This is a genomic window from Hylemonella gracilis ATCC 19624, assembly GCF_000211835.1.
GTDB classification, from domain to species: Bacteria; Pseudomonadota; Gammaproteobacteria; order Burkholderiales; family Burkholderiaceae_C; genus Hylemonella; species Hylemonella gracilis.
Window position 1 is genome coordinate 39,205 of the sequence record NZ_AEGR01000109.1, and the last position, 26,157, is coordinate 65,361.

Sequence of the window (26,157 nt, forward strand, 5' to 3'; positions counted from 1 at the left end):
ATGAGCCTGCCGCCCACCTTGGTCGAACAAGTCGCGGCGCAACTGCAGGCGCGCGGCTGGATGCTGGCCACGGCGGAAAGCTGCACCGGGGGCTTGGTGGCCGCGGCCTGCACGGACCTGGCCGGGTCGAGCGCTTGGTTTGAACGCGGCTTCGTCACTTATTCCAACGCGGCCAAGACCGAACTGCTGGGCGTGGACGCGGCGCTGATCGAAGCGCACGGCGCCGTCAGCGAGCCGGTGGCGCGGGCCATGGCGGCGGGGGCCCTGGCCCGTTCGGGCGCCCAACTCTCCGTCGCCATCACGGGCATTGCTGGCCCCACGGGGGGCAGCGCCGACAAGCCGGTGGGCACGGTCTGGTTCGGCTGGGGCGCCCGGCTAGGTACCGACACGCCCCTGCTGCTGCGCACCGAGCGGCGGCAACTGCCCGGGGATCGCGCCGCCGTGCGCGCCGCCGCCACCGAACACGCCTTGCGTGGCCTGCTCGCCACCCTGGCTGAATTTGCCTGAGAACACCCACCCAACGCGCAAGGAGATGGCCATGCGCCAAGCGATCAACGAGCACATCCGCCTGCTGCTGCGCCATGCCACGCTCGGCCTGAGCCTGCTGGCCCTGCTGATCGGCCTGGGGCTGTGCGCGCGGGACTGGGCGGCTTTCATGGAGTTCAGCGCCGAGGCCCCCGGCAACGCGGGCCTGGGCAGCGGAGCGGCGGCGCTGGGCTGGCTGCAGGTGCTGGGCCTGCTGGGCTGGCCGCTGTGGCTCGCCATCGTGGGCGGGGTGCTGTCGGCCATCGGCCTGCGCGACCTGGTGCAGACGCGCCACGCGGTGTTGCGCAACTACCCGCTGCTGGGCCATCTGCGTTTTCTGCTGGAGTTCATCCGGCCCGAGATCCGCCAGTACTTCATCGAGGGCGAGAACGAGGCGGCGCCTTTTTCGCGCGCGCAGCGCTCCCTGGTCTACCAGCGCGCCAAGGGCGTGCCGGACAACCGCCCCTTCGGCACGCTGCTGGACGTGTCGCGCAATGGGCACGAGTGGATCAACCACTCCATGGCGCCCACGCGCATCGAGGGCCAAGACTTCCGCGTGCTCATCGGCGAGGGGCGCAAGCGCCCCTACAACGCCAGCGTCTACAACATCTCGGCCATGAGCTTCGGCTCGCTCTCGGCCAACGCCATCCTCGCGCTCAACGCGGGCGCCCAGCGCGGCGGCTTCGCGCACGACACGGGCGAGGGCTCCATCTCCGCGCACCACCGCGTGCATGGCGGTGACCTGATCTGGCAGATCGCCTCGGGCTACTTCGGCTGCCGCCACCCCGATGGCACCTTCGACCCGCAGAGCTTCGCGGCCCAAGCACGCGACCCGCAGGTGAAGCTGATCGAGGTCAAGCTCAGCCAAGGCGCCAAGCCCGGGCACGGTGGCATCCTGCCGGCGGCCAAGGTGACGGCGGAAATCGCTGCCGCGCGCGGGGTGCCACAAGGCCAAGCCTGCATTTCACCGCCGTCGCACAGCGCGTTTTCGTCGCCGCTGGGGCTGCTGCAGTTCATCGAGCAGTTGCGTGAACTTTCGGGCGGCAAGCCGGTGGGCTTCAAGTTCTGCGTGGGCCACCCCTGGGAGTGGTTCGGCATCGTCAAGGCCATGCTGGAATCGGGCATCCTGCCGGACTTCATCGTGGTCGATGGCGCCGAGGGCGGCACGGGCGCTTCGCCGCTGGAGTTTTCCGACCACGTGGGCGCGCCGCTGCAAGAGGGCCTGCTGCTGGTGCACAACACACTCAAGGGCGCGGGCCTGCGCGGGCGCATCCGCGTGGGCGCGGCGGGCAAGGTGGTCAGCGCCTTTGACATCGCGCGCACCCTGGCCATGGGCGCGGACTGGTGCAACGCGGCGCGCGGCTTCATGTTCGCGCTGGGCTGCATCCAGGCGCAGGCCTGCCACACCGGCCATTGCCCCACGGGCGTGACCACGCAAGACCCGCTGCGCCAGCGCGCCCTGGTGGTGCCGGACAAGGCCGAGCGGGTCTACCGCTTCCACCACAACACGATGCACGCGCTCAAGGAGCTGGTGCAGGCCGCCGGGCTGCGGCACCCCAACGAAATCACGGCCCACCACATCGTGCGCCGGGTGGACGAGAACGACGTGCGCCTGCTGTCCAACCTGGTCACCCAGCTGGAAGAGGGCGCCCTGCTGGACGCGTCCAAGCTGGACAAACTGCACAACGTCTACCGCTACTACTGGCCGCGCGCCCGCTCGGACCGGTTCACGCTCTGACACGCCGCGGCGACGGTACAGGGCGGGCACCCTTCGGGCTCGGCGATTTCGGTGTCTAATTTCGTCCGTGCCCGCCCTGCAACCCAGGACGGGTGCCCCGTTGTCCGACCTGCGGCCCACCCGGCCGCACCCTGTTGCTTATCCCGCAGCTGCCCCAGGCTCACGAACCCGTCATGAAAATCGACCCTGCGTCCCCGGCCTCCCCAGGCTCGGCCCCCAACGCCGCCCCCAGCCCCCTGCCCGCCGTGCCCCACACCTGGCTGGAAGACGCCATCGCCCTGACCACGGGCGTGCTCTTCGTCGCCCTGGGGCTGGTGATGTTCAAGCACGCTGGCATCCTGATCGGCGGCGTGGCCGGTCTGGCCTTCCTGGCCAGTTATGCCTTTGGCTGGAACCTGGGTCTGTGCTTCTTCCTGTTCAGCCTGCCCTTCTTCTGGTTGTCCTGGAAGCAATTGGGGCTGGAGTTCACGCTCAAGAGCCTGGGCTCGGTGGCGGCGGTGTCCATCTTCACGGCGCTGGCGCCCAAGGTGCTGCAGTTCGACCAGATCAATCCCTGGCTGGCCGCCGTGCTGGGCGGCCTGCTGATCGGCTTCGGCCTATTGGCCCTGCTGCGCCACCACGCCAGCGTGGGCGGCGTCAACATCCTGGCCCAGTGGGCGCAACAGAAGCACGGCTTCTCGGCCGGCAAGGTGCAGCTCGCGGTGGACCTGCCCGTCGTGCTGATGGCCTTCTTCGTCGTCACGCCCGAGCGCGTGGTGCAGTCCGTGCTGGGCGCGCTGGCGCTAGGGGCCTTCCTGGCCTTGAACCACAAGCCCGGGCGCTATCTGGGTGTGTGACGGCCCGCGTGGGGCATCACGTTCTCGTGCGCTCCTCCATCCCAAGCGCGGGTGCCGATCAGACGTGTGTGGACGTATGGACGTGTGGAAGTGACGTGCTGACCTGTGGTGCTGTCCCGTCGTGCCGCAGGGCGACTGGCCACTGAGCCGCGTGGCCGCGACTCAGCGCCCACCCATCACGGCATTGACTTCGGTCAGACGTTGTTCGAGTCGCGGCGCGGCAAAGTCCAGGAAGGCGCGCAACTTCAGCGGTATCAGCCGTTTGCTGGGATACACCAAACTCACGGGCAGCGGCTCGCTGTCATGGGCCGTCAGCACTGGCACCAGACGTCCGGCCGCGACGTGCGGCGCCACCTGGTAGCTGGTGGCCTGCACCAGGCCCAGACCGGCGATGGCGGCTTGCAGGGCGGACTCCGGCGTGCTCGTGGCCAGGCGCACCGGCACCGGCACTTGCTGCTCCCTGAGCTGGCCGCCCTGGCGCAGCGTGAACGTCCAGCTCTTGTGCAAGCCCAGGCCCGTCCAGCTGATGCCGTCGTGGACCGCGAGGGCTGACAACTCCAGCGGCGTTCCGCGCGCTTCCAGGTACGCGGGCGCGGCACACACCACGAGCCGGATACTGCCCAGTTCGCGCGCCACCAAACTGCTGTCGGCCAGGGTGCCGATGCGCAAGGCACAGTCCACATGCTCCTCCACCAGCGGCAGGACACGGTCATCCAATTGCAGTTGGACATTCACCTGCGGGTAGGCACGCAAGAACTCGTGCACCACCGGCTGCAGATGCTGCTGGCCGAAGCCCAGCGGCGCCGTGATCACCAAATCACCCTTGGGTTCCCGGTACTCGCCGCTCACCTCCTCGTCGGCCTCCCGCATGGCATCGATGACCCGGCTGCAGGTCTCGAAGTAACGCTTGCCGCCGTCGGTCAGCGCCACGTGGCGGGTGGTCCGCACGAATAAGCGCACCCCCAGCGCCTCTTCGAGCAGGGCCACCTTGCGGCTCACATTGGCCACCGGGATGCCCAAGGCACGGCTCGCGGCCGAGAAGCCGCCACTGCGGGCCACCGCCACAAAGGCGGTGATGGCGTCGAAGCGGTCCATATCTTTCCAAGTAATGAGAAAGTGATTCTGTATTTGGACGAATTATCAAATTGGACGGCATGAAAAACAATGCTCCTGACGCCCGCCCCTGCTGGATTCATCCTGGAGATCGACATGAGCAACGCCTACGCCAACATCACGTTCACCCCCGCCGTGCGCGCGGCCCAAGCCCGCGACGGCAGCCGCGCGCAATACGCTTGGGCCTTCGAGCCCGACGGCGAGCTGGACCATGCCGAACTCGGGCCGCAGGAAGCCGCCTTCATCCAGGCCCAGCGCAGCTTCTACCTGGCCACCGTGTCGGAAACGGGTTGGCCCTATGTGCAGCACCGAGGTGGCCGCCCAGGCTTCCTGCGCGTGGTCGACGCGCGGACCCTGGTGTTCACCGACGTGCCCGGCAACCGGCAGTTCATCAGCGTCGGCAACCTCGCGCGCAATGACCGCGTGGCCCTGATGCTGATGGACTACACGCGCCGCAGGCGCCTGAAACTGCTGGGCCGACTCAGCGTGCAGGCCTCCACGGACCCAGAATACCCCGGGCGCGAAATGACGATCCGGATCGAGGCCTACGACTGGAACTGCCCGCAGCACATTCCGCAGCGATTCGAGGCCGAGGATGTGCAGCGCGCGCTCGACGAACGTGACCAGCGCATCGCACAGCTGGAGGCTCAGCTCGCCCAAGCGGGCTCTACGCCGGGCGGCTGATCACACCTGATCACGCTTGATCGCCCCTGTTCACACTGGCGCGTCGGGCTCAGCACGGCACGGCGGAGCGTGTCTCGCCGCCGTGTTCTACGATCACACCCGTCAAGGCAGAGACCCCCAGACACCCGCTTGAAAATTCCCCGCGCGGGGCCATGTGCAGAGACTCCGCCCCACCTCGAAAGGAAATGGAATCCAGATGACGTACACCAAGTCACCCGAAGCCATCGCCCGACTCACCCCGGAGCAATTCCGGGTGACCCAGCACAACGGAACAGAGTACCCAGGCACCGGTGAATACCTGCACAACCACGAGCCGGGCATTTACGTCGACATCGTCTCGGGCGAGCCCTTGTTCGCGTCATCGGACAAATTCGAGTCGGGCTGCGGCTGGCCGAGCTTCACACAACCCATCGTTCCCGCGCACGTGAACGAACTGCGCGACGTCAGCCACGGCATGGTGCGCACCGAGGTGCGCTCGGCGCATGGCGACAGCCATCTCGGCCATGTCTTTCCCGATGGTCCGAAAGACCGCGGCGGGCTGCGATACTGCATCAATTCGGCCTCCTTGCGTTTCGTCCACCGTGACGACATGCAAGCGCAGGGCTATGGCGACTACCTGAACCAAGTCAAGGAGATCTGAGATGGCGACTGAACGCGCGGTGCTGGCTGGCGGCTGCTTCTGGGGCATGCAGGACCTGATCCGCAAGATGCCTGGTGTGGTGTCGACCCGGGTGGGCTACTCGGGCGGCGACGTGCCGAACGCGACCTACCGCAACCACGGCACGCATGCCGAGGCGATCGAGATCGTCTTCGACCCGGCCGTGATGAGCTACCGGCGCTTGCTGGAATTCTTCTTCCAGATCCACGACCCCACCACGCCCAACCGGCAAGGCAATGACCGCGGAACCTCGTACCGCTCGGCGATCTATTTCACCTCGGACGCCCAACGGCGCGAAGCGCTCGACACCATCCAGGACGTCGAGGCCTCGGGCCTGTGGCCAGGCAAGGTGGTGACGCAGGTCGAAGCGGTCGGCGACTTCTGGGAAGCGGAGCCGGAGCACCAGGACTACCTGGAAAAACACCCGGGGGGCTACACCTGCCACTACGCGCGGCCAGACTGGGTGCTGCCGCGCAGGACCTCGGCAGCGGCCTGAGCCAGTCAAAAAGAAAAGCCCTTGCTCGTGCAGAGCAAGGGCTTGGCGGATGACGAACTGCCGGATCTCTTGGGCTTAGAACGGGATATCGTCGTCCATGTCATCAAAGCCCGAACCCGCGGCCGGCGCGGGCTTGGCGGCGGGGGCCGGACGCTGCTGGGGCGCGGCCGCGGGACGGGGGTACCCGCCGCCCTGCTGACCACCCCCCGACGGGGCCGCGCTGCGCGCGGGTGCACGGCTAGCGCCGCCACCATAGCCCCCGCCCCCGCCTTCTTCGTCCGGGCTGCCCATGCCTTGGCGCCCACCGAGCAGCTGCATTTCGCTGGCGATGATGTCGGTGGCGTTCTTCTCGATGCCGTCCTTGTCGGTGTACTTGCGGTAGGTCAGGCGACCTTCAACGTAGATGGGGGTGCCCTTCTTGACGTATTCGCCCACGATCTCGGCCAGGCGCTCGAAAAAGGTGACGCGGTGCCACTGCGTTTCTTCCACCATCTCCCCGGAATTGCGGTCCTTGCGGCGGCTGGTGGTGGCGATGCTGATGTTGGCCACGGCACCGCCCGAGGGCAGGTAGCGGATTTCGGGGTCGCGGCCGCAGTTGCCGACCAGGATGACTTTGTTGACGGATGCCATGGCTAACTCCTAATTCCTACGGGATTCCTGAATATGCGGGGTCTGGGGTGATGGGGGGCGATTATCCCGCCAACGGCCCGATGGCCGGCAGGTCTGATGTTTCACACTCGGCGCACTTTGAGCCCGCGCCGGCGGCCTCAACGGTTTGCCGCGTCGCCACGCCCCGGCGCCTGCATGGGCCAGGCCACCCAGAGCCACAGGACCATGGCCACGGTGCAGGCGATGAACAGGGCCGACGCCCCACCCTGGCGGGCCAGCCAGCCCCCGCCCGCGCCCCCCACGAAGAGGCCCAGCGACTGCACCGCGTTGTAGACCCCCAGCGCCGTGCCGCGCGCGTGCGCCGGCGCGATGCGCGAGACCAGGCTGGGCTGGGTGGCTTCGAGCACGTTGAAACCACAGAAGAAAACAAACAGCAGCAAGCCCAGCAGGAGCACGCCCAGCAACTCGCGCCAGGCGCTGGCGCTGACCAGCGAGACGGACTCGGGCAGCACCGCGACGGCCGCCAGCAGGCCCAATTGAGTCAGGCCGATCAGGCCGATGGCGGCGAGGAACACCGCGCGCAGGTACCCGCGTTTTTCGAGCGGAAAGAGGGTGGCCATCATCACGAAGAAGGAGGCCAGCACCGCGGGCAGGTACACCCACCAATGGTGAGCGGCCACCAGGCCCGCGCGCACCAGCAGGGCGGGCACGGCCATCCACATCGCGAGTTGCACGGCGTGCAGGAGGAAGACGCCCGCGTCCAGCCTCAGCAGACCGGGATGGCGCAACACCTCGCGCAGACCCGCGCGCAACGACACTGGGGCAGCCGCGCCTTCTCGTGCCTGCGCGCCCTGGGGCACAGCCGGCACCTCGGGCGGCACGACCCAGATCACCACGGCCACACCGCCCAGGGCCAGCAGGGCGGTGAACCAGAACAGGCCGCCCAGGCCGATCCAGGCCGTGAGCACCGGCGCCAGCACGAGAGACAGCGCGAACATCAGCCCGATGCTGGCGCCGACCAAGGCCATGGCCTTGGTGCGCACCGCGTCGCGGGTCTGGTCGGCCAGCAGGGCCGACACGGCCGCCGACACCGCGCCCGCGCCTTGCAAGGCACGGCCCACCAGCAGGCCCAGCAAATGGTCGGCCAACGCGGCGACCAAGCTGCCCAGCGCGAACACCAGCAGCCCCAGCACGATGACGCGCTTGCGACCGTAACGGTCCGAGGCCAGACCGTAGGGCAATTGCAGCAGGGCCTGCGTGAGGCCATAGATGCCCATGGCCAGACCGACCAGGGCCACGTCCTCGCCGCCGGGATAGCGCCGGGCCTCCAGCGCGAAGACGGGCAGCACCAGGAACAGGCCCAACATGCGCAGGGCGAAGATGCCGGCCAGTGAGAAGCTGGCGCGCCGCTCCGTGGCCGTCATGGCGTTGGACCCCGCCCCAGGCACCGCATCGCCCGCTGGCACGGAGGCGGCGGGTGATGACGCGGAAGACACGGGAGGCAGGGAAGAACTCGACACGGGCAGACGGTGAACAGCGGGGGCGCGGATGCGCGACGAAAGCGCAGCCCGCCATTGTCCATGATCTCGCCTGTCACAATGGACCGGCGCAGGGGCCCTGCGCGGAGGATCGACGCCGAGGCTCGGCAGCACCCCCATCCATCCGATTTCGCCCGTTTCCCCCGATCCCGATGCATGACGCCCAGCCCCCCGGTCCGAACCCAGGCCAGCGCCTGAGCGGCGCGCACGACACGCCGAACCACGACCCGCAGACCGACTTCCTGCAGAACTTCCAGAACGAGCTGTCCAACGGCAGGCAGTGGATGGAGCGCGCCATCGTGCTGGCCCACGCCGTGGTGGCGGGACTGGCCGTGGTGGGCTTCACGCTGTTGTCGGACGGGGCCTTCAGCCTCTTTCAGGCCCTGTACGCCGCCTGGCCCTGGGCGGTGCTGCTGTGGATGCCGCTGCTCACAGGCGGCATCGTCTGGCTGACCCGGCGTTACGCGCCGGGCGCGGCCGGTTCGGGCATCCCTCAGGTGATGGCGGCGCTGGACCCGATGCTGCCGCCCGGCGCGCATCGCCGTTTCGTGTCGCTCCGCTTGGCGATCAGCAAGATCGGACTGGGCGCGGCAGGCCTGCTGGCCGGCCTGTCGCTCGGCCGCGAGGGCCCCTCGGTGCAGGTGGCCGCGGGCGTGATGCAGAACGCGCAGCGGTGGTTGCGCCCGGGGTCGGGCATCGACCGTCAGGCCCTTCTGGTGGCGGGCGGCGCGGCCGGCATCGCGGCGGCCTTCAACGCGCCGCTGGCCGGCGTGGTGTTCGCCATCGAAGAACTGTCGCGCAAGCTGGAGTCGCGCAGCAGCGGCTTGGTGCTGGCGGCCATCGTGCTGGCGGGGCTGATGAGCGTGTCGGCCTTCGGCAACCTGAGCTACTTCGGCGTGATCCGCGTGCCGCGCCAGGGTTGGGACATGCTACTGCCCGGCCTGCTGGTGACGGTGACGTGTGGCCTGCTGGGTGGGCTGTTCGCCCGCCTGCTGATCGCCTCGCTCACGGGCGCGCCCAGCCGCTTCAACCGCTGGCGCGCGCGCTGGCCCGTGCGTTTCGGCATGGCGCTCGGCCTGGTGCTGGCGGTGATCGGCCTGGTCACCGGCGGCGCCACCTTCGGCGCCGGCTCGGAAACGGTGCGCCAAATGCTAGCCGGCGAGGAGCAGGCCGTGGCCGCGCCCTTTTACGTGACGCTGAAGTTCGTCGCCACCTGGCTCACGTCCTGGGCCGGGGTGCCGGGCGGCATCTTCGCGCCGGCCTTGTCCATCGGCGCGGGCATCGGCCACAACGTGGCCCAGTTTCCGCTGGACGGCGCCACCAGCTTGGCGCCGGCGCTGATCGCCATGGGCATGGCGGCCTTCCTGGCCGCCGTGACGCAAGCGCCGCTGACCGCCTTCATCATCGTGATGGAGATGGTGGACGGGCACGCCATGGTGCTCAGCCTGATGGCTGCGGCCATGCTGGCCAGTCTGATTTCGCGCTTGATCAGCCGCTCGCTCTACCTGGCCTTGGCAGAGTACATGGTGAAGGCGGTGCTGGGGCCGCCGCCGGACACTGTGACCACTGCGGCCGCCCCGGCCTCGGCGCCACCGCGCCCGTGCGCGGACCTGCCGCGCCGTTGAAGCCCGGCGCGTGCCGAGCGCCCGCGATGTCTCTATCATGGTGGGTTTCGCCGTCTCCACCCACCGCCCGGTTCGCCGTGCGAATTGCGCCCACGCCCCATGAACCAGCCTGTCACGCCCGATGAAGGGCGCTACCTCGCCAGCGCCTTGCAGCAACAGGCCATCCACATCCGTGGGGCGCGCACGCACAACCTCAAGAACATCGACCTCGACATCCCGCGCAACCAGCTGGTGGTGATCACCGGCCTGTCGGGCTCGGGCAAGTCCAGCCTGGCCTTCGACACGCTGTACGCCGAGGGCCAGCGCCGTTACGTCGAAAGCCTGTCGACCTACGCGCGGCAGTTCTTGCAGATGATGGACAAGCCGGAAGTGGACCTGATCGAAGGTCTGTCGCCCGCCATCGCCATCGAGCAGAAGGCCACCAGCCACAACCCGCGCTCCACCGTCGGCACGGTGACGGAAATCCACGACTACCTGCGCCTGCTCTACGCCCGCGCCGGCACCCCGCACTGCCCCGAGCACAACCTTCCGCTGCAGGCCCAGACCGTGAGCCAGATGGTCGACGCGGTGCTGGGGCTGGCGCCCGAGGAGCGCCGGGCCGCCCCAAGCGACGAGCGCCCCCTCGGGGGGCAGCGAGGACACGGCAGTGCCGAGCGTGGGGGCGAACAATCCTTAAGGGTCATGTTGGTCGCGCCCGTCGCGCGGCAAAAGAAAGGCGAGTTCACCGAACTCTTCACCGACATGCAGGCGCGGGGCTATGTGCGCTTTCGCGTCGACGGCCAGGTGCATGACTTCAACGATCTGCCCACGCTCAAGAAAACCGAGAAGCACGACATCGACGTGGTGATCGATCGGCTGCGCGTGCGTTTGGCAGCGGAGGGCGATGACGCCGAACAGGTCCGCGAAGCCGCGGCGCTGCGCCAGCGGCTGGCCGAGAGCTTCGAGGCGGCGCTCAACCTGGCCGAGGGCCGCGCCATCGTCGTGGAGATGGACGGGGCGCAGAAAGAGCACCTCTTCAACGCACGCTACGCCTGCCCGCTGTGCAACTACTCCATCGGCGAGCTGGAACCTCGCCTGTTCTCCTTCAACTCGCCGCAAGGCGCCTGTCCGGAGTGCGACGGCATCGGTCAGCAGGAGTTCTTCGACCCGGCACGCGTGGTCGCCTTCCCGTCCCTGAGCCTCGCGAGTGGCGCCATCAAGGGCTGGGACCGGCGCAACAGCGTGGCCTTCGCCATGGTGGAAAGCCTGGCCAAGCACTACAAGTTCAACGTCGAGGCGCCCTTCGAGGAACTGCCCGCGCATGTCCAACATGTGCTGTTGCACGGCTCGGGCGAGGACGAAATCAAGTTCAGCTACACCATGGGCTCCGGCAGTTTCGCGGGCAAGAAGGTCAGCAAGACCCACGCCTTCGAGGGCATCCTGCCGAACATGCTGCGGCGCTGGCGCGAGACCGACTCGGCCCTGGTGCGCGAGGACCTGGGCCGGCTGCGCAGCATGCAGCCTTGCCCGGCCTGCGCGGGCACGCGCCTGCGCACCGAGGCACGCTTCGTGCGCATCGGCGAAGGCGAGCAATCTCGCGCCATCTACGAGGTCAGCCGCGCCACCCTGCGCGAGGCGCAAACCTACTTTGAATCCCTGCAGCTGCAAGGCGCCAAGGCCGAGATCGCTGCCAAGGTGGTGCGCGAAATCCGCCTGCGCCTGCAGTTCCTCAACGACGTGGGACTGTCTTACCTCAGCCTGGACCGCAGCGCGGACACGCTGTCGGGCGGCGAGTCGCAACGCATCCGCCTGGCCAGCCAGATCGGCAGCGGCCTCACGGGCGTGATGTACGTGCTGGACGAGCCCAGCATTGGCCTGCACCAGCGCGACAACGACCGCCTGATTGCCACGCTGCAGCACCTGCGCAACCTGGGCAACAGCGTGCTGGTGGTCGAGCACGACGAAGACATGATCCGCGCCGCCGACCACGTGATCGACCTCGGCCCCGGTGCCGGTGTGCATGGTGGCCGCATCCTGGCCCAGGGCACGCCGGGCGAGGTGGAAGCCAACCCGGCCTCGCTGACCGGTCAGTACCTGAGCGGCGCGCGCGGCATTGCCGTGCCCGCCGAACGGCACAAGGCCACGAAGGAAGTGCTGCGCATCGTGAACGCCACGGGCAACAACCTCAAGGGCGTGACGGTGGAGATTCCCGTGGGCCTGTTGACCTGCGTGACGGGCGTCAGCGGCTCGGGCAAGAGCACCTTGGTCAACGACACGCTCTACACGGCGGCGGCCAAGCAGATCCACCGCGCGCACGACGAACCTGCGCCGCATGAAACCATCGAAGGCCTGGATGGCTTCGACAAGGTCATCAACGTCGACCAATCCCCCATCGGCCGCACGCCACGCAGCAACCCGGCCACCTACACCGGCCTGTTCACCGCCATCCGCGACCTGATGGCCGAAACGCCCACGGCGCGCGAGCGCGGCTACGGCCCGGGACGTTTCTCCTTCAACGTCGCGGGCGGCCGCTGCGAGGCCTGCCAGGGCGACGGCGTGGTGAAGGTGGAGATGCACTTCCTGCCCGACGTCTACGTGCCCTGCGATGTCTGCCATGGCCAGCGCTACAACCGCGAGACCCTGGAAGTGCAGTGGAAGGGCCTGAACATCGCGCAGGTGCTCAACCTGACGGTGGAACAGGCCCACGCCTTCTTCAAGGACGTGCCCGCCATCGCGCGCAAGCTGCAGACCCTGCTGGACGTGGGCTTGAGCTACATCCAGCTCGGCCAGAGCGCCACCACGCTGTCGGGCGGCGAAGCGCAGCGCGTCAAGCTCGCACTCGAGCTGTCCAAGCGCGACACCGGCCGCACGCTCTACATCCTGGACGAACCCACCACCGGCCTGCACTTCGCCGACATCGAACTGCTGCTCAAGGTGCTGCACCAGCTGCGCGACGCGGGCAACACCATCGTCATCATCGAACACAACCTCGACGTCATCAAGACCGCGGACTGGCTGATCGACATGGGGCCGGAAGGCGGCTCGGGCGGCGGGATGGTGGTGGGGATGGGGACGCCGGAAGATTTGGCGACGAACCCCGCCAGCCATACGGGCAAGTATTTGGCGCGGCTACTCAAGTGAGCGCGCAAAGTACAGCAGATGCGCAGATGCAAGCGTCTTCGTCGCACAAGCCGCGTCGCCTCAGGGGTGGCGCGACTCGACAGCCACGGTCAATTGATCAAGGCCTTCTCGAAGGCAATCTTGGAGGCATCTCTGCTTTTGCCCCCCGCTAGACTCGCATACTGATTTTTAGCCTGCGCACATGTCTCAGCAACGTTTTCCCTCGCTCTCCCATTGGGGCGCTTTTCATGCGGTGGTTGAAAGCGGCCGGCTGCTGCGCTGCGATCCTTTTCCAGGCGACACGCACCCTTCTCCCATCCTGCAGTCCATGCCGGGCATGGTGCACTCACCGTTGCGCATTCAAAAGCCCGCGGTTCGCGAGGGCTGGTTGCGTCAGCGTGCGCAAAGCGACCGCGCCGCGCGGGGGTCTGAGCGTTTCGTCGAGGTGGACTGGGACACCGCGCTTGGACTCGTCGCCGAGGAGCTGGCCCGCGTGCGCAGCGCGCATGGGGGCGAAGCGATCTTCGGCGGCTCGTATGGTTGGTCCTCTGCGGGCGGCTTGCATCACGCGCGCACGCTGGTGCAGCGCTTCTTGCACGGCGCGGGCGGCTGTGTGGGTCAGGTAGGTAACTACAGCTGGGGGGCGGCTCAGTTTCTCTTGCCCCATGTGATCGGCACCTTTGCGCCGGTGACCGGGCGGGTGACCGATTGGCGCAATGTGCTGGCGCACACCCAGCTCTTCCTGGCGTTCGGCGGCTTGCCGATGCGCAATCTGCAGGTGACCTCCGGCGGTGCGGGCGAGCACAGCAGTGCGGCGTGGATCGCGCAAGCGGCGCAGGCGGGTATTGAGTTTGTCGTCATCAGCCCCACCCGTGCGGACATGCCCGAGGGCGTGCGTGGGCGCTGGATACCGATACGCCCCAACACCGACACCGCGCTCATGCTGGCCATGGCCCACACCTTGGTGGCGGAAGGCTTGCACGATGCCGCGTTTCTGCGCACGCACTGCACCGGCTTCGATGCGTGGAAACGCTATCTCGATGGTGCGGTGGATGGTCAGGTGAAAGACGCAGCCTGGGCTGCCAAGGTCTGCGGCATTGACGCAGCCACCATTGTTGAGCTGGCTCGCGCCTGCGCGCGCCAACGCACGATGATCAACTGCACCTGGTCGCTGCAGCGCGCGCACCACGGCGAGCAGCCATACTGGGCCAGTATTGCGCTGGCGGCTGTGCTGGGGCAGATCGGCTCGCCTGGGGGTGGCTTTGCGTTTGGGCACGGCTCGATCAATGGCGCGGGCACGCCACGCCCCGATGTGGCCGCGCCGCGTTTGTCCGCTGGAACGAATCCCCTGCGCCGGAACATCCCGGCCGCGCGCTTGGCCGACATGCTGCTGCACCCTGGGGAGGCTTTTGAGTTCAACGGCCAGCGCGATACCTATCCGAACATACGGCTGGTGTACTGGGCCGGTGGCAACCCCTTTCACCACCATCAGGATTTGAATCGCCTGCTGCGTGCCTGGCAAAAGCCCGAGACCATCGTCGTGCACGACAGCTGGTGGACGCCCACCGCGCGCCGGGCCGACATCGTGCTGCCTGCCACGACCACGCTGGAGCGTGACGATGTGGGCGGTTCTTCGCGTGATCGGTATTTGATCGCCATGAAGCAAGCCATCGCGCCCGTGGCGCAAAGCCGCAACGATTTCGACATCTTCCGCGAGCTGGCTGCGCGCCTGGGTTGCGAATCTGTGTTCACCGAGGGGCGCAGCGAAGCCGCGTGGGTGCGCCATCTGTACGCGCAGACTGCCGTCGATTGGGAGCGCGCGGGTTGTGCCATGCCGAGCTTTGAAGAATTTTGGGCGCGTGAGCAAGTGGTCTTGCCCGAGCCCGAGCGGCACATGGTCTTGATGGAAGCGTTTCGCGCGCAGCCCGAGCAGGCGCCGCTGGCCACGCCTTCGGGGCGCATTGAGCTTTATTCACAAGCCATCGCGGGCTTTGGCTACGACGATTGCCCACCGCATCCGGCCTGGCTGGCGCCGCATGAGTGGCTGGGTGCGCCTGCGGCTCGGCGTTGGCCGCTGCACCTGATCAGCTCGCAACCCGCGGACAAGCTGCATTCTCAGCTCGATGCGGGCACGCTTTCGCGAGCGGCCAAGGTGCAAGGTCGGCAGGCGGTGCGCCTGCATTCCTCTGAAGCCCAGTCACGTGGCATTGCCCACGGACAACTGGTGCGCGTACACAACGAGCGGGGCGGTTGCCTGGGTGGCGCGGTGGTGGACGACACGGTGATGCCTGGCGTGATCGTGATGTCGACCGGTGCGTGGTTCGACGGCGAGGTCGGTGCGCTTGAACGCCACGGCAACCCCAATGTGCTGACCGCCGACTTGGGTACCTCGCGCCTCACTCAGGGCTGCGCCGCCATGTCGGCGTTGGTGGATGTGGAGCCTTGGATCGATGCCGCGCCCGAGGTGCGGGCTTACGCGACGCCGGTGGTGTGAACTGAGGCACGAGCTCAATCAGCGCGGCGGACTTACCCGATCACGCTAGAGTTTGTAGCGCTCCCCGGTCAGACCTTCCAGGCCCACCTCGGGCCGTCGCCCACTCACGAGGTCGGCGACGATGCGGCTGGTGCCGCAGGCTTGCGTCCAGCCATTCGATCCATGCCCCGCATTGAGGAACAGGCCCCGCCAACGGGTCGGCCCCAAGATCGGCGGCCCATCGGGTGTCATCGGTCGCAGGCCTGCCCAGAATTCAATTTGACGCTCGTCCAGCCCGGTGGGGATGAATTCGCGCACCACGCGCAGCAGCAAGTCGCGCTGGGCCACGTCGGCATCTAGGCCATAGCCGCCGAGCTCGGCCATGCCGGCGGCGCGTATGCGTGAGCCCAGGCGCGAGATCATGACCTTGTTGTGCTCGTCCATCAGCGCGGGACGAACGTCGGGCGCTGTCGACGACGCCAGGGGGACGGTGATTGAGTAGCCCTTGAGCGGATAGACCGGCAGGTTCAGCCCCAAAGGACGGAGCAGAAAGGGCGCTTGGTTGCCCAGCGCCAGCACGAAGGCGTCGGCGGTCAGGCGTCCGGCCGAAGTGCGTACCGCAATGATGCGATCGCCCTCGGTGTCGAAGCCCTCGACCGTGGTGTTGAAGCGCAGCTTCACGCCACGGGCGCTCAGGAGACGTGTGAGGGATTGCGTGAAGAGGTGGCTGTCACCCGATGCATCAGCCGGGAGAAAGATGGCTCCCGTGATCGCCGCGCTGCGTGCGGCGAGACCGGGCTGATGCGCGTTGATTTCATGCGGCTCCAACCAGCGCCAGGGCACACCGAACTCATCCAGAGCCAACGCGGCGAGCCGACCATGGGCCAACTCTTGCGGTGTTCGAAAGAGCCAAAGCGTGCCATCGGCGTGGAAATCAAAGTCATGCAGCCCCTCGCGCTCGGCCAGCGAGCGCAGGCAGGCCAGGCTGTAGTGCGCCACCCGCTGCATGCGCAGCTTGTTGCGGCGGAAGTTCTGGGCATTGCATTCGCCCAACCACCGCACGATCCAGCGCCACTGGTGCGCACTCCACCGCGGGCGAAAGCGGATGGGCGCATGAGACTGCCACATCATCCGCAACACCTTGGACACCATGCCCGGCGCGGCCCACGGGCCGGCGAAGCTGGGGCACAGCCCGCCTGCATTCCCGTAGCTGGTTTCGTTGGCTGCGCGCGCATGGCGCTCGACCACCGCCACCTCATGGCCATCGCGCTCGAGGTAATAGGCGGTGGTCATGCCCACCACACCCGCTCCCAGCACCACCACTTTCATGCATGAACCTCCGTGGGGGCTTGAAATGATCGCGTTGGGTGGCGATGCAACTCACTCAATGGTGATGCCGGCTTTGTCGATGATGGCTTGGTACTTGGCGGTTTCGCTCACGATGTACTTGTTGAAGTCCACCGAATTGCGGAAGACCGCGTCGAAGCCCAAGCCGTTGAGCTTGGTTTTGAAGGGCTCTGATTTGACGGCTTGCTCCGTGGCGCTCTCCAGTGCCTTGAGCACCGGCGCAGGGAGCTTGGCCGGGGCCCAGATGCCATACCAGGAATAGAACTCAAAGTCCTTGAAGCCGGCTTCCTTGACGGTGGGTACATCGGGCAGCAAGGCGCTGCGGGTGCTGCCCGTTTGCGCGATGGCGCGCAGCTTGCCGCTCTTCACTTGCGGCAGCGAGGAAAGGAAGGGATCCATCATGGCGTGCACCTGGCCGCCAATCAGGTCTTGCAAGGCAGGCGCCGCGCCCTTGTAGAGCACGATGGGGATGTTCTTGTCGTTCAAACCGGCTTCGGCTGCAAACTGCGCGATACCCAGGTGACCCGCGGAGCCAAAGCCGCTGGTCGCAAAGCTGTATTTGCTTGGGTTCGTCTTGAGAAGCTGCGTCAGCTCTTGCACGGTGTGCGCGGGCACTTGCGGGTTCACGCTGAAGATCAAGGCGCCTTGCGCGACCATGCCGATGGGAGTGAAGTCTTTGATCGGGTCGAACTTCACCTGGCTCTTGTAGAGCAGGGGCGCTGCCGCGTGGATGGAGGCATTGAAGTACAGCGTGTAGCCATCGGGTTCGGCGCGTGCGACCAGGGCGGTGCCAATCAGGCCCGAAGCGCCGGGACGGTTATCCACCACCACGCTCTGTTTGAGCTCTGCGCTCAAGCGCTCCGCCAGGGAGCGTGCCACACCGTCCACCGCGCCACCGGCGGCATGAGGAACCACGATGGTGATGGTCTTGGCGGCGGGCCAAGCCGCTTGGGCGTGTGCGATTGGAGCCTGCAGCAGGCTGGTGACCAGGGCTGCGCCATAGAAGGCGAGCATGCGGCGGTTGAGGTGAGTCATCGAATACCTAAAGTCGTTGATGCTTGATAAACAGGGATGAAGGATGTCTCCATGAGCAGCCAATCTGCGTCGGCTCGGAGTGAATCTAGAAAGTACCGGGGTACGCGCCTCCGTCGATGAGGAAGTTTTGACCGGTGATGTAGCCTGCGCGGGCCGAGCAGATGAAACCGCAGAGCGCGGCGAGCTCGTGCGCTTCTCCATAACGACCCGCGGGGTTTTGCGTGCCGCGCTCGTGCCAGAGCTGCTCAAACGATTTGCCGGTGGACTCCACCATGCCCAGGATGTGCTGACGCTGTGCGTCGGTGGCGAAGACGCCGGGCAGCAGGTTGTTGATGGTCACGTTGTGGCGCACGGTCTGTCGCGCCAGACCGGCGACAAAACCCACCAGGCCCGAGCGTGCGCCGTTCGACAGGCCGAGCTCCAGCTGCGGCGTTTTGACGCTGCGCGAGACGATGTTGACGATGCGCCCGAAGCGACGCTCGATCATGCCGTCGACCGTGCGACGCATCATCTCGATGGGGCCGATCATCATGGCATCCACGGCCTGATGCCAAATGGCGGGCGTCCAGTCGCGAAAGTCGCCCGGAGGAAATCCATCGGCGTTGTTGATCAGGATGTCCGGCGCGGGGCAGGCCGCCAGAGCCGCATCGCGCCCGGCTTCGGTGGTGATGTCCGCCGAGACCCAGCGCACCGAGCGCCCCGTTTCGGCAGAGAGCTCGGCGGCGGCTTGTTCTAGCGTGGCGACCGTGCGCGCCGCGATCACGACGTCGACCCCTTCACGCGCAAGCTCCAGGGCGCAGGCGCGGCCCATGCCGCGGCTCGCACCAAACACCAGGGCCTTGCGACCCGCAATACCCAAGTCCATCTCAGGCGGCTTTCAGTTCGGGCGAGCTCCAGCCGTATTTCTTGTCGAGTCCGAGTTCCTTGACAATGCGCAGGCCCTTGAGCAAGGGTTCGCCTTCCAGATTCTTGAGCGGCTTGCGCAGATTGCCCGCGGGTAGACCCACGGCCTTCATCAGTGACTTGATGGCGACCGGGTTGATGGCGGAGTAGGAGTAATGCAGCATCGGCAGCAGGCCGAGGTAGGCATCACGGAAGCTCACCGACACATCGGGCGTGGTCCAGGGCTTGGAGATGGTGGCGAGCTCGGCCGGCGCGATGTTGCCGGTCATATTGGCCGTGCCGTGCCCACCCAGGCTCATGGTGGGCACCACGAGGCCCAGGTTGGGCGAATCGCAGCACATCACCGAGACGTCCGGGCGCGCCTTGAGCACTTGGGCCACCTGGCCCACGCGCGTGGTCGATTCCTTGTGCACCACGTAGTTGGGGTGCTTGAAGATGCGCAGCAGGTTGTCCCAGTGCAGATCGGTTTTCACGCGCGGGGGGTTGTTGTAGAGACCCAGCGGCAGATCGGTGGCGTCAGCGACTTCGAGGAAATACTCTTCCAGGTCGGCTTCCGGTCCGCAGATGTAGGCGGGTGCCGCCAGGATCGCCCCATCGGCCCCGTTGGCGCGCGCAAAGCGCAGATAGTCGATGGTGGTCTGGGTGTTGTTGCCCGTGCAGCCGTAAAAGAACTTCATCTTCCCGGTCTTGAAGCGAGCGGTCTCGGCAATGATGGTTTCGCGCTCTTTTTGCGAGAGCATCGAGACTTCACCGGTGGAGCCCATGATGAGCACGGCTTTGGTGCCGTTGTCTTCCTGGAATTTGAGGAGGCTGCGGAAAGCGCCAAAGTCTGGGCTACCGTCTTGATTGAAAGGGGTGATCAGAGCAACGAAGGAGCCCTCGATTTTTTCTTTGGTCATGAATTGCCGCGCGAAACAGTGAACGTATGCTCCAGAAGATTTTTCAGAGCGGAGGCCGATGCTATCGATGCGCGCGCCAAATCAAACTACATTTTTTTATATTAGCTTGTGTGTCATTGGAATAAAGAGCCGACTTCATGCAGGGCTCCATCGATTTCTGATGACTCATCTTGCCCCTGGCCTTTGACTGTGAGACCGAATGACTCAGCCTAACTCGCTCTATACGCAACGCAACGTTGTGTTTTTACTGGCCACCCTCTGCTGCCTGCTCTGGGGCAGCGCCTACCCGGCCATCAAGAATGGCTACGCGCTGTTCCAGATCGCGCCTGATGACATTCCGTCCAAGCTGGTGTTCGCGGGCTGGCGTTTTGTCTTCGCCGGGCTGGTGCTGCTCATCGTGGCGGCAGCCACTCGCAAGCCGGTGTTCGCGCTAGACCGGCGCGGCGTGGGCCAAGTGACCCTGGTGGGCCTGGCGCAGACCACAGCGCAGTACGTGTTCTTCTACATTGGTCTGGCCTACGCCACGGGCGTGAAGAGTTCCATCATGAACGCCACCGGCACCTTCTTCAGCGTGCTGCTGGCGCACTTCATCTACCGCAACGACCGCCTCAGCGGCAACAAGGCCCTGGGCTGCCTGGTGGGTTTCCTGGGCGTGATGGTCGTGAACTTCCACGACAGCCTGCTCAGCCTGGACTTCACCCTGCTGGGCGAGGGCTTCGTCGTGATCGCGGCCTTCGTGCTTTCGGCCGCGAGCATCTATGGCAAGAAGGTGTCGCAGCGCATCGACTCGGTGGTGCTGACCGGCTGGCAACTCGCCATCGGCGGCGTCGGCCTGCTGGTGTTGGGCTTTGCCTTCGGCGGACACCTCAGCCTGCCGAGCGCGGCCGCGCTGGGCATCCTGACCTACCTGGTGGCGCTGTCGGCGATTGCCTTCTCGCTCTGGACCATCCTGCTCAAGCACAACCGCGTGAGCATGATCACGGTCTTCAACTTCATGATCCCGATCTTCGGCACGGCGCTTTCGGCCCTGTTCCTCGACGAAACCTTCCTGGAATGGAAGAACGGCATAGCCTTGGTGCTGGTCTGCGTCGGCATCTGGCTGGTCACCAAGGAAGAAAAAACGCCCGGCCGTGCGTGACGGTCGGGCGTTTCGGGTCAGCGTGCCGTCGCTGACGGCGGCTCAGCGAACTTCGGTGACGAAGTCCTTGCGGCTGCGGCGCACCTTCTTCTGGTTCACCAGCCAGTCGCCTTCATCGGCGCGGTAACCCAGCGGCATGATCACCACGCTGCGCAGACCACGCGCCTTCAGGCCCAGGATCTCGTCCAGGGCGGCGGGGTCAAACCCTTCCATGGGTGTGCTGTCGACCTTTTCGGCGGCCGCGGCGATCAGCGCCGTGCCCACGCCGATGTAGGCCTGGCGCGCCGCGTGCGCGTAGTTCTCTTCGGCGGGACGCGGGGGGTACAAGCTCAACAGCTTCTGACGGTAGGCCTCGAAACCTTCGTTGGTGGAACCCCGTTCGCTGTTGGTGAGGTCGAACATGGCATTGATGCGCTCGGCGGTGTAGTTGTCCCACGCGGCGAACACCAGCAGGTGCGAGCCATCGGTGACCTGCGCCTGGTTCCAGGCGATGGCCTTGATCTTCTCGCGCACCTCCTTGTTGGTGACGAGGATCACCTCATAGGGCTGCAGGCCGCTGGAGGTGGCGGTCAGGCGGACGGCTTCCAAAATGCGGTCCACCTTCTCTTGGGGAACAGCCTTGGCCGGGTTCATTTTTTTGGTGGCGTAGCGCCACTGAAGTTGTTCGATCAGCTGGGACATGGAATGCACGCAAAAAGTTGGCGGTTCATGCATATGGGACCGAACCTGGCGATTGCAAGCCCATTTGCAAGCCCATTTCCATGTCGCCCATGAAAAGTTGGCGGGCCGCGATAATCCCGGCCCATGTCTGCTTCTTTTGTTCCTGGCGCCACGCCCGCACGCACCGTGCGGCTGATCGGTGCGCCCACCGACATCGGCGCGGGCGCGCGCGGCGCCTCCATGGGGCCTGAAGCCCTGCGGGTGGCGGGCATCGCCGAGATGTTCACGCGACGCGGTCTGACCGTGCATGACACGGGCAACCTGCACGGGCCGAACAACCCCTGCCTCCCGCCTCAGGGCGGCTACCGCCATCTGGACGAAGTGGTGGCCTGGAACCAGGCGGTGCACGATGCCGTCCACACCGCGCTCGCCGCGGGCGAGTTGCCGGTGCTGCTGGGCGGCGACCACAGTCTGGGCATCGGCTCCATCAGCGCGGTGGCGCGCCACTGCCGGGCCACGGGCCGCGCACTGCGGGTGCTGTGGCTGGACGCGCACGCGGACTTCAACACCCACGACATCACGCCCTCGGGCAATCTGCACGGCATGCCGGTGGCCTGCCTGTGCGGCGACGGACCTTCCGCCCTGGTGTCCATGGCGGGCCACGTGCCGGCGATCGCTGCGTCCAGCCTGCGGCAGATCGGCATTCGCAGCGTGGACGAAGGCGAGCGCCATCGCGTGCGCGAGGCCGGGCTGGAGGTCTATGACATGCGCTACATCGACGAAGTGGGCATGCGGGCCGCGATGGACAAGGCGCTGGCCGGACTGGACGACCACACCCACCTGCACGTGAGCTTCGACGTGGACTTTCTGGACCCGGAGATCGCCCCGGGCGTGGGCACCACGGTGCCCGGCGGACCGACTTACCGCGAAGCCCAGCTGTGCATGGAAATGATCGCCGACACCGGCCGCGTGGCCTCGCTGGACATCGTGGAACTCAACCCCGCGCTGGACGTGCGCAACCGCACGGCGCAGGTAGCGGTGGAGCTGGTGGAAAGCCTGTTTGGCAAATCCACGCTCATGCGCGACCGCGGTTAGCGCGCTGCACACTGGCCCAGCTGGCCCGTTTTTTGCGCCACCTTGCCATGCACCCGCGCGATTGCGTTTCACCTCAACCGTTGGCCCACGGCACCGGACATCGCTGAATGGCTTCGACACGGCGCCGCGCCATACTCCCGACCTCTCTTGCAAGGAAACCCATGTCCTCCATCACGCTCCGCTTCCTCGCCGAACCCAGCACCGTCAACTACGGCGGCAAGGTGCACGGCGGCACCGTCATGAAATGGATCGACGAAGCCGGCTATGCCTGCGCCACCAGCTGGGCCAAGCGCTACTGCGTCACGGTCTATGTGGGCGGCATCCGCTTCCACCGCCCCATCATGATTGGCGACCTGGTGGAAGTGGAAGCCAAGCTGGCCTACACCGGCAGCACCAGCATGAACATCTCGGTCGAGGTGCGCAGCGGTGACATGAAGGGCGGGAACTTGGAAACCACGACCGAATGCCTGATCGTCTTCGTCTCGGTGGATTCTCACGGCAAGCCCATGCCGGTCCCGGCCTGGACCCCCGATACACCCGAGGCCAACGCCCTGGCCAAGCGGGCCAAGGCCCAGCTGGACGCGTCGCGTTCGGCAGGCTGACATGGCAAGTCTGCGATGGCTCCAATCAGGATGCCATCGCCAGCGATCACGCACCGCGCCCGCGCCTTGAATGCATTCAGAGCACGCGGCGACGCGCGAAACGCACGACCGTGACCCCGGCACGCGCCTGGCGCGTGGATGGCATGACCAGCACGCAGTCGTCGTAGGGCGTCGTGACCGGAACCTCATCGTTCCAGCCAATGACGGTGCCTGCGTCGGCAATCAACTCCAGCCCGGTGTAGGGTGCGGCGAAACGGAAGTTCGCGCTCGTGGCCACGACCGGCCCGGTGACTTCCAGCACCCATTGACGCGGTGCGTCGGGCTGGAGCCAGCCGGGCAGCAGGCGCGCGGCCGTGGTCATGTCCAAGGCGCCGGCGGCGACGAGGAAGCGACTGCAGATGTCTTGGGCGACGACCCGGCTGGCTGGATCACCATGGAAGCCGCATTCGACCAGCAGCGAATGCGTGCCGTTGTCGCCGAGTTCTCCAAAACGGCCGTAGTCGCGCATGCGCACGCCATCCTGATGACCAGCATCGACCACCACATGCTCGGGCGTGCGCAGAATGCGCGCCAGGGCCAGGTTTCGCAACTGAATGCCGGTGAGCAGCAAGGGTGCCGAGGGTTCGTGCATGGAGTGCAGGTCCAGCAGCCAATCTGCGGCGGCAACAAAGGGCCGCAAGGCGGCGGCGCGGCGACGCTCCAAGCTGCCGCCTTCGTCCATGCGAGCATCGAGCCACTGGCGATTCAGGTCTTCTTCCACCAGGCGCGAGGCATCGTGATTCGCCGGGTCAAAGCGGTCGAAGGCTTCGAGGTTGCAGAAGGCCAGCGTGAGGCGGCCTTGGCGCGGGCGCACGCCCGCTTCCAGCAGCCCGAGCAGCGCCCAGGCACCGCACAGCTCGTTGCCGTGGACCAGGGCGCTGATCATCACGTGCCGCCCAGGCAGCCCGGAATCAAATTGCCAAACACCGGCCGTGCCAGTGTTGCCAGCACGCCAGCCCCCCAGATCCGGGAGCGCCAACTCAAAAGCTGCGTGCGGTAAAAGTGTGGAGGCGATGCTCATTCTTCGATCTTTGCGAATTCAACTATGCGTTTGTACTTCGCGACTTCAGCGGCCCAGTACTGGTCAATGTTCACGTTGGTGGACGCCACGGTGGATCCGGTGGCCACCATCTTCTCGCGGAACTCAGGGGATTGCAGGCAGTCGTTCAGCGCCTTCTTGAGCTTGTTGAACACTGGCTTGGGCAGATGGGCGGGGGCCATCAACGCGAACCACACGCCGATGTCCACGTTCTTGTACTGAGGCGTCTCCGCCAGTGCCGGAATGTCGGGGGCGGCGGCCGAACGCCGGGCTTCGGTGGTGCCCAAGGCGATCACCTTGCCGCTGCGGATGTGCGGCAGGCCACTGGACAGCACGAACACGCCGAACTCCAGATTGTTGCCCATGAGGTCAGTGGTCAGCGGCGCCACGCCCCGGTAGGGAATGTGCGCCATCGAGAGATTGCCCTGCTCCTTGACCATCTCAGCGGCCAGGTGCAGTGAGGTGCCCACGCCGGAACTGCCATAGCTGAACTTGCCAGGGTTCTCACTCACCTTGCGGGTGAACTCAGCCACGTTCTTCACGCCGGAACCGGTAGACGCCACGAGCACCAGGGGCTGCGAGGCAATCAGACCAATGGCCGTGAAATCCTTGACGTCGTAGCGGACCGACTTGGTCACGAGCTTGTTGATCGCCAACTCGTTGCTGGCACCCACCAGCAAGGTGTAGCCGTCAGGCGCGGCATTCGCCACCTTTTGCGCGCCAATGGCGCCTCCGGCACCGCCCAGATTCTCAATCACCACGGGAACGCCGAGCTTGCTGCTCAGCTCGGTGGCCACGGTGCGCGCGGTCAGATCGGTGCTACCACCCGGGGGGTACCCCACCACGATGGTGATCGGTTTGCTGGGATAGGCCTCCTGGGCCACGGCGGGTCGAAGACCCAGCAGCGCGAGGCCGCACAAGGTGGTGCTCAGGGACACGAATGAAAGGAGCGAGAGACGGCGAAAGATGGACTTCATGGCGGCGGTTCCTGTGATGGGCTTGCACGAATTCTGCAAAGCCGGACCCGCCGTGTTGGTGCCGAAGCAGCACAAGGTCGTGCTATGTGGATGCCTTCGGCTTGCCCTCAACGCCTAGCAAAAGCTGTCCAAACCTGCTCAGCCAGAGGCCCGAGCCGCCGCTTGGGACGGTACAGGCGCACGTCAAAGCGCACCTCCATCCGCCGGTCACTCGCCAGGGCCAGCTCGCCGCTCTTGCAATCCGCATGCACCATGGACCAGGGCAGCCAGGCCACGCCCAAACCCTTGCGCACATATTCATACAGCGCGTCGGCCGAGTCGCATTCCACGTACCGGTCCAGCATCGGCGCCAGCGGGTGCTGGGACAGGTGGTCTTCCACCAACCGCCCCAGCGCCAGGCTGTGCGCGTAGGCCAGGTAAGGCACGGGACGTGGGCCCAAGGCGTGCAGCGCGCCGCCTTGCGCGTCGGCCCGCGACACGGGCACCAGCTTGTCGGAGGCCAGCGTCAGATGGTTGAACTGCCGAGCATCCAGTCGCAGGGCCAACGCCGGATGGTGGTAAAGCAGGGAAAAATCAGCGGCGTGCTGCTCCAGCAGCAACACCGTATCGGCGAGCGAGCGCGTGAGAATGCGGACCTCGGCGTCGCGCAGCACCGGGCGCAGGCGCACGAGCCAATCTGCCACCAGGGTACGTGCCAGGGTACGGCCTGTCGCCAGCGTCACCGTGCGGGCCTGTCGGCCGACCACGCTGCGCAGTTCCTCGCGCGACGCATCCAGCCCCAGCAGCATCTGCTGCGCGGTGTCCAGGAAGCTCTCACCTGCGGTTGTCAGCTTGAACGGTCCCGCGCCACGCTCCACCAGTGGAGCGCCCGCCCAAGCCTCCAGCGCGCGAATGCGTCGGCCAAACGCGGGATGGGTCACGTGGCGCAACTCGGCCGCTCGCGTGAAGCTGCGCGCCTGCGCGAGCGCGACGAAATCTTCAAGCCACTTGAGTTGCATGGTCGATACCGTTCGGAAGTCCCGTCAGCAT

General features: G+C 66.4%; 23 protein-coding genes. 12 read left to right on the plus strand and 11 right to left on the minus strand.

Features of this window, described 5'->3' with window-relative positions; genetic code table 11:
* The 3 genes from HGR_RS16065 (at position 1) to HGR_RS16075 (ending at position 3,099) form a co-directional block, all read left to right on the plus strand.
* The gene (locus HGR_RS16065) at positions 1-507 is read left to right on the plus strand and encodes a CinA family protein (RefSeq protein ID WP_006299438.1); all 507 of its coding nucleotides are present in this window, start codon (positions 1-3) and stop codon (positions 505-507) included.
* 31 nt (positions 508-538) lie between these two features.
* Entirely contained in the window at positions 539-2,263 is a 1,725-nt protein-coding gene (locus HGR_RS16070) for an FMN-binding glutamate synthase family protein (RefSeq protein WP_006299439.1), read from the plus strand.
* Positions 2,264-2,436: 173 nt separating this feature from the next.
* A complete protein-coding gene (locus HGR_RS16075; protein ID WP_006299440.1) occupies positions 2,437-3,099 on the plus strand; it encodes a YitT family protein in 663 nt (220 codons plus the stop codon).
* 162 nt (positions 3,100-3,261) lie between these two features.
* Here HGR_RS16075 and HGR_RS16080 read toward each other — a convergent pair whose 3' ends face one another.
* Entirely contained in the window at positions 3,262-4,194 is a 933-nt protein-coding gene (locus HGR_RS16080) for a LysR family transcriptional regulator (protein WP_006299441.1), read from the minus strand.
* A 69-nt stretch (positions 4,195-4,263) separates the two neighbouring features.
* Between HGR_RS16080 and HGR_RS16085 the strand changes: the two genes are divergently transcribed.
* The 3 genes from HGR_RS16085 (at position 4,264) to msrA (ending at position 6,050) form a co-directional block, all read left to right on the plus strand.
* Complete coding sequence (locus HGR_RS16085; RefSeq protein ID WP_006299442.1) at positions 4,264-4,896, plus strand: pyridoxamine 5'-phosphate oxidase family protein; 633 nt, start codon at positions 4,264-4,266, stop codon at positions 4,894-4,896.
* 196 nt (positions 4,897-5,092) lie between these two features.
* A complete protein-coding gene (gene msrB, locus HGR_RS16090) occupies positions 5,093-5,536 on the plus strand; it encodes a peptide-methionine (R)-S-oxide reductase MsrB (protein ID WP_006299443.1) in 444 nt (147 codons plus the stop codon).
* 1 nt (position 5,537) lies between these two features.
* Positions 5,538-6,050, plus strand: a complete 513-nt coding sequence (msrA, locus tag HGR_RS16095) for a peptide-methionine (S)-S-oxide reductase MsrA (RefSeq protein WP_006299444.1) — start codon at positions 5,538-5,540, stop codon at positions 6,048-6,050.
* Between the two features lie 75 nt (positions 6,051-6,125).
* On the opposite strand, the gene ssb is transcribed toward msrA, so the two are convergent.
* Complete coding sequence (gene ssb, locus HGR_RS16100) at positions 6,126-6,680, minus strand: single-stranded DNA-binding protein (RefSeq protein WP_006299445.1); 555 nt, start codon at positions 6,678-6,680, stop codon at positions 6,126-6,128.
* A 137-nt stretch (positions 6,681-6,817) separates the two neighbouring features.
* The gene (locus tag HGR_RS16105) at positions 6,818-8,083 is read right to left on the minus strand and encodes an MFS transporter (protein ID WP_006299446.1); all 1,266 of its coding nucleotides are present in this window, start codon (positions 8,081-8,083) and stop codon (positions 6,818-6,820) included.
* Positions 8,084-8,349: 266 nt separating this feature from the next.
* Between HGR_RS16105 and HGR_RS16110 the strand changes: the two genes are divergently transcribed.
* From HGR_RS16110 to HGR_RS16120, 3 genes are all read left to right on the plus strand, one after another.
* Positions 8,350-9,822 carry a chloride channel protein gene (locus tag HGR_RS16110; RefSeq protein ID WP_006299447.1) on the plus strand — a complete coding sequence of 491 codons (1,473 nt, stop codon included), beginning with the start codon at positions 8,350-8,352 and terminating at the stop codon, positions 9,820-9,822.
* 99 nt (positions 9,823-9,921) lie between these two features.
* Entirely contained in the window at positions 9,922-12,942 is a 3,021-nt protein-coding gene (uvrA, locus tag HGR_RS16115; protein WP_006299449.1) for an excinuclease ABC subunit UvrA, read from the plus strand.
* A 181-nt stretch (positions 12,943-13,123) separates the two neighbouring features.
* Complete coding sequence (locus tag HGR_RS16120; RefSeq protein WP_006299450.1) at positions 13,124-15,415, plus strand: molybdopterin guanine dinucleotide-containing S/N-oxide reductase; 2,292 nt, start codon at positions 13,124-13,126, stop codon at positions 15,413-15,415.
* Between the two features lie 45 nt (positions 15,416-15,460).
* On the opposite strand, the gene HGR_RS16125 is transcribed toward HGR_RS16120, so the two are convergent.
* The 4 genes from HGR_RS16125 to HGR_RS16140 all read right to left on the minus strand — a co-directional run bounded on the left by HGR_RS16125 (position 15,461) and on the right by HGR_RS16140 (position 19,578).
* Positions 15,461-16,723, minus strand: a complete 1,263-nt coding sequence (locus HGR_RS16125; protein WP_006299451.1) for a D-amino acid dehydrogenase — start codon at positions 16,721-16,723, stop codon at positions 15,461-15,463.
* 51 nt (positions 16,724-16,774) lie between these two features.
* Entirely contained in the window at positions 16,775-17,776 is a 1,002-nt protein-coding gene (locus HGR_RS16130) for a Bug family tripartite tricarboxylate transporter substrate binding protein (protein ID WP_006299452.1), read from the minus strand.
* Between the two features lie 85 nt (positions 17,777-17,861).
* Complete coding sequence (locus tag HGR_RS16135) at positions 17,862-18,641, minus strand: SDR family oxidoreductase (RefSeq protein ID WP_006299453.1); 780 nt, start codon at positions 18,639-18,641, stop codon at positions 17,862-17,864.
* 1 nt (position 18,642) lies between these two features.
* Complete coding sequence (locus HGR_RS16140; RefSeq protein ID WP_006299454.1) at positions 18,643-19,578, minus strand: 4-hydroxy-tetrahydrodipicolinate synthase family protein; 936 nt, start codon at positions 19,576-19,578, stop codon at positions 18,643-18,645.
* 199 nt (positions 19,579-19,777) lie between these two features.
* Between HGR_RS16140 and HGR_RS16145 the strand changes: the two genes are divergently transcribed.
* On the plus strand, positions 19,778-20,716 hold the full coding sequence (locus HGR_RS16145) for a DMT family transporter (protein ID WP_006299455.1): 939 nt from the start codon (positions 19,778-19,780) through the stop codon (positions 20,714-20,716).
* A gap of 42 nt (positions 20,717-20,758) precedes the next feature.
* On the opposite strand, the gene HGR_RS16150 is transcribed toward HGR_RS16145, so the two are convergent.
* Complete coding sequence (locus tag HGR_RS16150) at positions 20,759-21,397, minus strand: NAD(P)H-dependent oxidoreductase (RefSeq protein WP_006299456.1); 639 nt, start codon at positions 21,395-21,397, stop codon at positions 20,759-20,761.
* Positions 21,398-21,520: 123 nt separating this feature from the next.
* Between HGR_RS16150 and rocF the strand changes: the two genes are divergently transcribed.
* Together rocF and HGR_RS16160 are read left to right on the plus strand one after the other, a co-directional pair.
* Entirely contained in the window at positions 21,521-22,471 is a 951-nt protein-coding gene (gene rocF / locus HGR_RS16155; RefSeq protein ID WP_006299457.1) for an arginase, read from the plus strand.
* A 161-nt stretch (positions 22,472-22,632) separates the two neighbouring features.
* The gene (locus HGR_RS16160) at positions 22,633-23,073 is read left to right on the plus strand and encodes an acyl-CoA thioesterase (RefSeq protein ID WP_006299458.1); all 441 of its coding nucleotides are present in this window, start codon (positions 22,633-22,635) and stop codon (positions 23,071-23,073) included.
* Between the two features lie 76 nt (positions 23,074-23,149).
* Here HGR_RS16160 and HGR_RS16165 read toward each other — a convergent pair whose 3' ends face one another.
* The 3 genes from HGR_RS16165 to HGR_RS16175 form a co-directional block, all read right to left on the minus strand.
* Complete coding sequence (locus tag HGR_RS16165) at positions 23,150-24,133, minus strand: M14 family metallopeptidase (RefSeq protein WP_006299459.1); 984 nt, start codon at positions 24,131-24,133, stop codon at positions 23,150-23,152.
* A complete protein-coding gene (locus HGR_RS16170; RefSeq protein ID WP_006299460.1) occupies positions 24,130-25,128 on the minus strand; it encodes a Bug family tripartite tricarboxylate transporter substrate binding protein in 999 nt (332 codons plus the stop codon). Before HGR_RS16170 ends, HGR_RS16165 begins: the two co-directional genes overlap by 4 nt.
* Positions 25,129-25,235: 107 nt before the next feature.
* A complete protein-coding gene (locus HGR_RS16175; protein WP_006299461.1) occupies positions 25,236-26,126 on the minus strand; it encodes a LysR family transcriptional regulator in 891 nt (296 codons plus the stop codon).
* Positions 26,127-26,157 lie beyond the last annotated feature (31 nt).